The following is a 6935-nucleotide window of genomic DNA, read 5'->3' as shown; positions in this document are numbered from 1 at the left end:
CGCCGGGGACCTCGGCGGTGTCGGGGTCGTGCCCGGCCCGGCCGTCCAGGGCGAGCGCGGCGGTGTCGGCGCGGCCGGGACGGGGGCGGGGCTCGTCGTCGTCGAAACGGCGGCGACGGCGGACGGGATCGGGACGGTCGGAGGAGTACACGTGCGGCTCCGGAGGCGGCAGGGGGTGCCGCGCGGAGCCGGTCCTCAGGGACCGGTCGTGCCGCGCGACGGGGACGGTGCGGGCGGGCACGCGCTGCGCACCCGGACACGACGGACGGCCATCGGTACGCACCTCCCCGCTCGCACCGCGCGGCCCTGCCGCGCCACCGGTCCCTCCGGCCGGTGGCGACCCTGCCGGACGCCGTCCCGGCCCGCCACCGGTTTTCCGTGCCGCGCGGACCCTGCGCTCAGCCGAAGGCGCTGAGTGCGCCGAGCCCGATCGCGGCGAACAGCGCCGCCCACACCACGACGGCCACGACCTGCCAGACCACGACCTGCCGCCGGTCCAGTCCGGCAGCGACCATCCCGAACGCGGTCACCGAGATCGCCATCAGGGTCGGGCCGGCAGCGAGGCGACCGGGACGCCGTAGCGGTCCACCCGGGCGGTCACCTTCTGCCGCCGTTCCGACGGCGGCCGCGACGCGCGGCGGCCGAGTCCCCGCCGGGCCCGGTCGCCCAGCCGCACCGCGACGACCAGGGCCAGCACGTTGCCCGCGATCGCCCCGGCGGCGGCGAGGAGCACCGGCATGCCGGTGACCGTCCCGACCAGCGTGCCCGTGTAGGACTCCAGGAACGGCACCACGCCGATCACGAACACCGCCAGGAACTGCCACACCGGGTGCAGGGCGGCGACCCACAGGTTCAGCTGCTCGACCATGCCCGGATCATGCCGTATGTCCGACTCGGTGTCCGGGGTTCAGGCCGGGATGACGAGATCCAGGTGGTCGCCGTCGCGCTCGACGACGTGTCCCGCCCGCCGCGCGATCCGGGCCACCGCGCCGGCGTCGGCGGGCTCGGCCCGGGAGGTCGCCAGCAGCCGGGCCAGGCCTCCCTTGTGCGACTTGTTGTGGTGGCTGACGACCGACCGGCTCCCGTCCGGTCGCCGGGCCAGCACGTTCACCGTCACCGCGCCGGGGACCGTCCCGAGCGCGGCGTAGCCGCCGGAGCGGAGGTCGACGACGAGCTCGCCGTCGGCGATGCGGGCCAGCAGCGGGTCGAGCGCCGGGCGCCAGCGCGCGGCCAGGGTGCCCGAGCCGGGCAGCTTCGAGCCCGCCGAGAGCCGGTAGGGCGGGATCGGGTCGTCGGCCCCGAGCAGTCCGAACAGCGCCGAGCACACCGCGAGCCGGGATCGGGCCCGGTCCCGGGTGGCGCGGGTGAAGGAGCCGGAGTCGAGGGCGTCGTAGAGGACCCCGGTGTAGCGGTCCAGCGCGGGCAGCGTCGGGTTCGTGCGCAGCGCGGCGTTGCGGTCGATCTCGGCGTCCTGGCGCTGCGACACCCCGAGCGCGGCGCGCGCGGCCGGACGGTCGCCTGCCAGTGCGACGAGCTCGTCGCAGAGGTCTGTGCGGACGGGGCCGAGGTCGGCGTCGTGGGAGAGCCCGGCGAGGTCGAGCGGCGGGCCGTCGCCGCCGTCACGCTTGGTCTCCGAGGGCGGCAGCAGGACGAGCACGGCGCATCAGACTAGTGATCGCCGCGCGCGGCCGTTGTGCCCGCCGGGGGACCGCACTAGGTTCGGGCCCGTGACCTGCCTGGTGGCGCGCATCCACGTCGACTGCATGCGGATCACGAGCGCGGCCTGTCGCCCCTGCCGCTGACCCGCGCTCGTCCGAGGGCCCACGCACGCGTCCGCCCCGCCACAGCCCCTCCACCGCCGCGATCGACCGACCCGGGCCCGGCCCGCCTCGGCACGCTCACACCGGCGGTCGACCCGAAGAGGAGTCCCACCGTGACCGACCCCGACACCACCGCCAACTGGTCGTTCGAGACCAAGCAGGTGCACGCCGGCGCCGCACCCGACCCGACCACGAACGCCCGGGCCACGCCGATCTACCAGACGACGTCCTACGTCTTCCGCGACACCGACCACGCCGCGAACCTGTTCGGGCTCGCCGAGTTCGGCAACATCTACACGCGGATCATGAACCCCACCCAGGACGTGCTGGAGCAGCGCGTCGCCGCGCTGGAGGGCGGGGCCGCGGCCCTGGCCGTCGCGTCCGGGCAGGCCGCGCAGGCGCTCGCGGTCCAGAACATCGCCGAGGCCGGGGACCACATCGTCTCCAGCGCCTCGCTCTACGGCGGCACCTACAACCAGTTCCACTACACCTTCCCGAAGATGGGCATCGAGGTCACCTTCGTGGAGGACCCCGACGACCTGGAGGAGTGGAAGGCCGCGATCCGGCCGAACACCAAGGCCCTCTACGGCGAGACGCTGGGCAACCCGCGCGGCAACATCCTCGACATCGCCGCCGTCGCCGGTGTCGCGCACGACGCCGGGGTCCCGCTGATCGTCGACAACACCGTCCCGACCCCGTACCTGGTGCGGCCGATCGAGCACGGCGCCGACATCGTCGTCGAGTCACTGACCAAGTTCCTCGGCGGCCACGGCACCTCGGTCGGCGGCATCATCGTCGACTCCGGGACGTTCGACTGGGTCGCGAACAAGGACAGGTTCCCCGGCCTGACCAGCCCGGACCCGAGCTACCACGGCGCGGTGTTCACCGACGCCGTCGGCCCGATCGCCTACATCATCAAGGCCCGTGTGCAGCTGCTGCGCGACCTCGGCCCGGCGATCTCCCCGCAGAACGCGTTCCTGATCATCCAGGGCATCGAGACGCTGTCGCTGCGGATGGACCGGCACAACCAGAACGCCCAGGCGCTGGCCGAGTGGCTCGAGGCCCGCGACGAGGTGGAGCAGGTCCACTACGCCGGTCTCCCGTCCAGCCCGTGGCACGCCCTCCAGCAGAAGTACCTGCCCAAGGGCGGCGGCGCGATCGTGGCCTTCGAGCTGCGGGGCGGTGTCGAGGCGGGCAAGAAGTTCGTGAACGCCCTCGAGCTGCACAGCCACCTCGCCAACATCGGCGACGTCCGCAGCCTGGTCATCCACCCGGCGTCGACCACGCACAGCCAGCTCTCCGCGGAGGAGCAGCTCGCCTCCGGCGTGACCCCGGGCCTGGTCCGGCTGTCGGTGGGCCTCGAGGGCATCGAGGACCTCAAGGCCGACCTGGACGCCGGTTTCCGCGCCGCGAAGGGCGCCTGAGAGCGGATCTGATTACCTGGTGTCCGTGAACGACTTCGAGCTCCCTCCCGCCAGCGGCGCCTGGCGGGAGGGGGACGACCCCGGCCGCCGCCACTTCCTCGACCTGCCCGCGCCGCTGAAGCTGGCGGCCGGCGGGGAGCTGCCGGGCGTGCGCCTGGCCTACGAGACCTGGGGCGAGCTCGCGCCGGACGGCTCCAACGCCGTCCTCGTCCTGCACGCCCTCACCGGCGACGCGCACCTGGAGGGTCCGGCCGGCCCCGGGCACCCGACGTCCGGTTGGTGGCCCGGGCTGATCGAGCCGGGCGGCCCGCTGGACCCGGCCCGCTGGTTCGTCGTCGCGCCGAACGCGGTCGGCGGCTGCCAGGGCAGCACCGGTCCGGCGTCCCGCGCGCCGGACGGGCGGACCTGGGGCAGCCGGTTCCCGACGGTCACCGTGCGGGACACGGTCGTCGCCGAGCAGTACCTGGCCGACGCGCTCGGCATCGACGCGTTCGCCTGCGTGATCGGCGGCTCGATGGGGTCCATGCGGTCCCTGGAGTGGGCGGCCACCGAGCCCGACCGGGTACGGCGGCTGTTCCTGCTCGCCGGGCCCGCGGCGTCGACGGCGGACCAGATCGGCTGGGCGAGCCCGCAGATCCAGGCGATCACCGGCGACCCGCACTGGCACGGCGGCGACTACCACGACACGCCGGAGGGGCCGTGGCGCGGACTCGGCGTGGCCCGCCGGATCGCGCACCTGTCCTACCGCTCGGGCTACGAGCTGGCGACCCGCTTCGGCCGCGGCCCGCAGCCGGGCGAGGACCCGCTCGACGGCGGCCGCTACGCCGTGGAGTCCTACCTGGACCACCACGCGCACAAGCTCGTGCACCGCTTCGACGCCGCGTCCTACGTGCGGCTGACCCAGGCGATGAACCACCACGACGTCGGCCGCGACCGGGGCGGGGTGACCGCGGCGCTGTCGCGGGTGAGCGCCCGCACCTACGTCGCCGGGGTCACCTCCGACCGGCTCTACCCGCTCGCCGACCAGCAGGAGCTGGCCGACGGCATCCCGCGCGCCGACCCGCTCAAGGTGATCGACTCGCCGTACGGGCACGACGGGTTCCTGGTGGAGACGCCGACGGTGGCCCGGCTGCTGGCCGAGCTGCTGGACGAGGCGGTCTGAGCCGCCGGGACCGCGTCCACCGGGCGCGGCCACGGCCGGAACGCCGTCAGCCCAGGTTCTCCCCGTAGACGCGCTGCACCCGCATCGTCATCAGCACCCGCCGGTCCCGGACCATGACCTCGCGGTACTCGTCCCAGTCCGGGTGCTCCCCGGCGGCGGCGCGGTACCAGTCGACCAGCGCCTGCACGGCCGGTCCGTCGGGCGAGTCGTCGGGACCGACGAGCTCGACCGGGCCCTCGGCCGTCGCCCAGGAGCGGCCGTCGGTGCTCTCCACCGACAGCGCCGCCCGCGGGTCCCGCCGCAGGTTCGCGGTCTTCGCCCGCCCCTCGGTCATCGACACCTGCACCGTCCCGGCCGCGCGGTCGTAGTACGGCGTCACCGGCGACAGCTGGGGCATGCCACTGCGCTTGATCGTCGCGAGGACGCCCTGGCGTGCCCCCGCGAGCAGCTCGTGCTGTTCGTCTCCCATGCCCCGAGTCTGCCCGCTCCGGAACCGGGATGAGCGGCTCCGGGGTCCCTCGCTACCCTTCTGCAGGTGTTGACCCGGATGTCGTCGCTGTTCCTGCGCACCCTGCGTGAGGACCCGGCCGACGCGGAGGTACCCAGCCACAAGCTGCTGGTCCGCGCCGGTTATGTCCGTCGCGTGGCCCCGGGCGTGTACTCCTGGCTGCCGCTCGGTCTCACGGTGCTCCGCCGCGTCGAGAAGGTGGTGCGCGAGGAGATGGACGCCATGGGCGGCCAGGAGATCCAGTTCCCGGCGCTGTTGCCGCGCGAGCCCTACGAGACGACGAACCGGTGGACCGAGTACGGCCCGAACCTGTTCCGCCTCAAGGACCGCAAGGGCGGCGACTACCTGCTCGGCCCGACCCACGAGGAACTGTTCACCCTCGCGGTCAAGGGCGAGTACTCGTCCTACAAGGACTACCCGGTCATCCTCTACCAGATCCAGAACAAGTACCGCGACGAGGAGCGCCCCCGCGCGGGCATCCTGCGCGGCCGCGAGTTCCTCATGAAGGACTCCTACTCCTTCGACCTCACCGACGAGGGACTGTCGGAGTCCTACCGCAAGCACCGCGACGCCTACGTGAAGATCTTCGACCGGCTCGGGCTGCGCTACGTGATCGTGTCCGCGACCTCGGGTGCGATGGGCGGCTCGGCGTCGGAGGAGTTCCTCGCCGAGTCCGAGACCGGCGAGGACACCTTCGTCCGCGGTCCCGGCGGCTACGCGGCCAACGTCGAGGCCGTCACCACGCCCGCGCCCCCCGCGGTCCCGCTCGACGGGCTGCCCGCCGCGCAGGTGCACCACACGCCGGACACCCCGACCATCGAGTCGCTGGTGACCTTCCTCAACGCGCACACCGAGCGCACCTTCACCGCGGCCGACACGCTGAAGAACGTGCTGGTGAAGACCCGGCAGCCCGGCGCGGACGAGTGGGAGCTGCTGGGGATCGGCGTCCCCGGCGACCGCGAGGTCGACATGAAGCGCCTGGAGGCGTCGCTGGAGCCCGCCGAGGTGGCGCTGCTCGACGAGGCCGACTTCGCCCGCAACGGGTTCCTGGTCAAGGGCTACATCGGGCCGGGCGCGCTCGCCGCGAACGGCGTCCGCTACCTCGTGGACCCGCGGATCGTCACCGGCACCGCCTGGGTCACCGGCGCGGACAAGGCCGACCACCACGTCGTCGACCTCGTCGCGGGCCGCGACTTCACCCCGGACGGCACGATCGAGGCCGCCGAGGTCCGCGCCGGGGACCCGTCCCCGGACGGCACCGGCGTGCTGGAGGCCGCCCGCGGCATCGAGATCGGGCACATCTTCCAGCTCGGCCGCAAGTACGCCGACGCCTTCTCCCTCGACGCGCTCGGCCCGGACTCCAAGCCGGTCCGGATCACGATGGGCTCCTACGGCATCGGTGTCTCCCGGCTGGTCGCCGCGATCGCCGAGCAGTCCCACGACGGCTCCGGCCTGGTGTGGCCGCGGTCGGTGGCGCCGTTCGACGTGCACCTCGTCGTCGCGGGCAAGTCCGCGGAGCTGCTGGCGGGCGGCGAGGCCGTCGCCGCCGAGCTGGAGGCCCAGGGCCTGTCGGTCGTGCTCGACGACCGCAAGGCGAGCCCCGGCGTGAAGTTCGCCGACGCCGAGCTGATCGGCGTGCCGACGATCGTCGTCGTCGGGCGGGGGCTCGCCGACGGGAAGCTGGAGCTCAAGGACCGCGCCACCGGCGAGCGGAGCGAGATCGACCGCGCCGGTGCCGCCGAGCTCGTCGCGGGGATCGTCCGCGGGGCCTGAGCGGCACCGCCACCGCACGGGCGGGTCCCTCGCCGGAGAGGCCCGCTCCGTGCGTTCCTCCGGTCAGCCGGGGCGGACCGCCGAGGCGGCGAGGTCGGTGAGGGCCGAGCGGGGTACCGCGTCGCCCGGACCGCCGCCCGCATCCGCAGCGACGACCAGCATCGCGACGCCGACCGACCCGTCCCGGGCCTGGGTGCGGGGGACCGCCAGCACACCGACCGCGCCGTCGGTGGCGCGGCACCCGCCGG

General features: G+C 74.1%; 8 protein-coding genes. 3 read left to right on the top strand and 5 right to left on the bottom strand.

Features of this window, described 5'->3' with window-relative positions; genetic code table 11:
- Nucleotides 1-398 precede the first annotated feature (398 nt).
- The 3 genes from GTW08_RS27670 to yaaA are packed head-to-tail and all read right to left on the bottom strand — an operon-like array spanning nt 399 to nt 1657.
- Nucleotides 399-542: a hypothetical protein gene (locus GTW08_RS27670; RefSeq protein WP_161152729.1), complete on the bottom strand. Its 144-nt coding sequence runs from the start codon at nt 540-542 to the stop codon at nt 399-401.
- Complete coding sequence (locus GTW08_RS27665; protein ID WP_073578143.1) at nt 542-868, bottom strand: hypothetical protein; 327 nt, start codon at nt 866-868, stop codon at nt 542-544. The genes GTW08_RS27670 and GTW08_RS27665 overlap by 1 nt, the downstream gene beginning before the upstream one ends.
- Nucleotides 869-907: 39 nt before the next feature.
- Complete coding sequence (yaaA, locus tag GTW08_RS27660; RefSeq protein ID WP_073578142.1) at nt 908-1657, bottom strand: peroxide stress protein YaaA; 750 nt, start codon at nt 1655-1657, stop codon at nt 908-910.
- Between the two features lie 276 nt (nt 1658-1933).
- Here yaaA and GTW08_RS27655 point away from each other — a divergent pair, with 276 nt between their 5' ends.
- Nucleotides 1934-3244, top strand: coding sequence for a bifunctional o-acetylhomoserine/o-acetylserine sulfhydrylase (locus GTW08_RS27655; protein WP_073578141.1), 1311 nt, complete (start codon nt 1934-1936; stop codon nt 3242-3244).
- 25 nt (nt 3245-3269) lie between these two features.
- On the top strand, nt 3270-4406 hold the full coding sequence (locus GTW08_RS27650; RefSeq protein ID WP_073578279.1) for a homoserine O-acetyltransferase MetX: 1137 nt from the start codon (nt 3270-3272) through the stop codon (nt 4404-4406).
- 46 nt (nt 4407-4452) lie between these two features.
- On the opposite strand, the gene GTW08_RS27645 is transcribed toward GTW08_RS27650, so the two are convergent.
- On the bottom strand, nt 4453-4875 hold the full coding sequence (locus GTW08_RS27645; protein WP_073578140.1) for a PPOX class F420-dependent oxidoreductase: 423 nt from the start codon (nt 4873-4875) through the stop codon (nt 4453-4455).
- 66 nt (nt 4876-4941) lie between these two features.
- Here GTW08_RS27645 and GTW08_RS27640 point away from each other — a divergent pair, with 66 nt between their 5' ends.
- A complete protein-coding gene (locus tag GTW08_RS27640) occupies nt 4942-6687 on the top strand; it encodes a proline--tRNA ligase (RefSeq protein WP_073578139.1) in 1746 nt (581 codons plus the stop codon).
- Nucleotides 6688-6750: 63 nt separating this feature from the next.
- Here GTW08_RS27640 and GTW08_RS27635 read toward each other — a convergent pair.
- Nucleotides 6751-6935, bottom strand: a 185-nt coding sequence (locus GTW08_RS27635) for a hypothetical protein (protein WP_161152728.1), incomplete at its 5' end; no start/stop codon positions are given.

The sequence above is a fragment of the Pseudonocardia sp. SID8383 genome, assembly GCF_009864975.1.
In the GTDB taxonomy this organism is placed as follows: domain Bacteria; phylum Actinomycetota; class Actinomycetes; order Mycobacteriales; family Pseudonocardiaceae; genus Pseudonocardia; species Pseudonocardia alni.
This window is presented reverse-complemented; position numbering and strand designations above follow the sequence as displayed.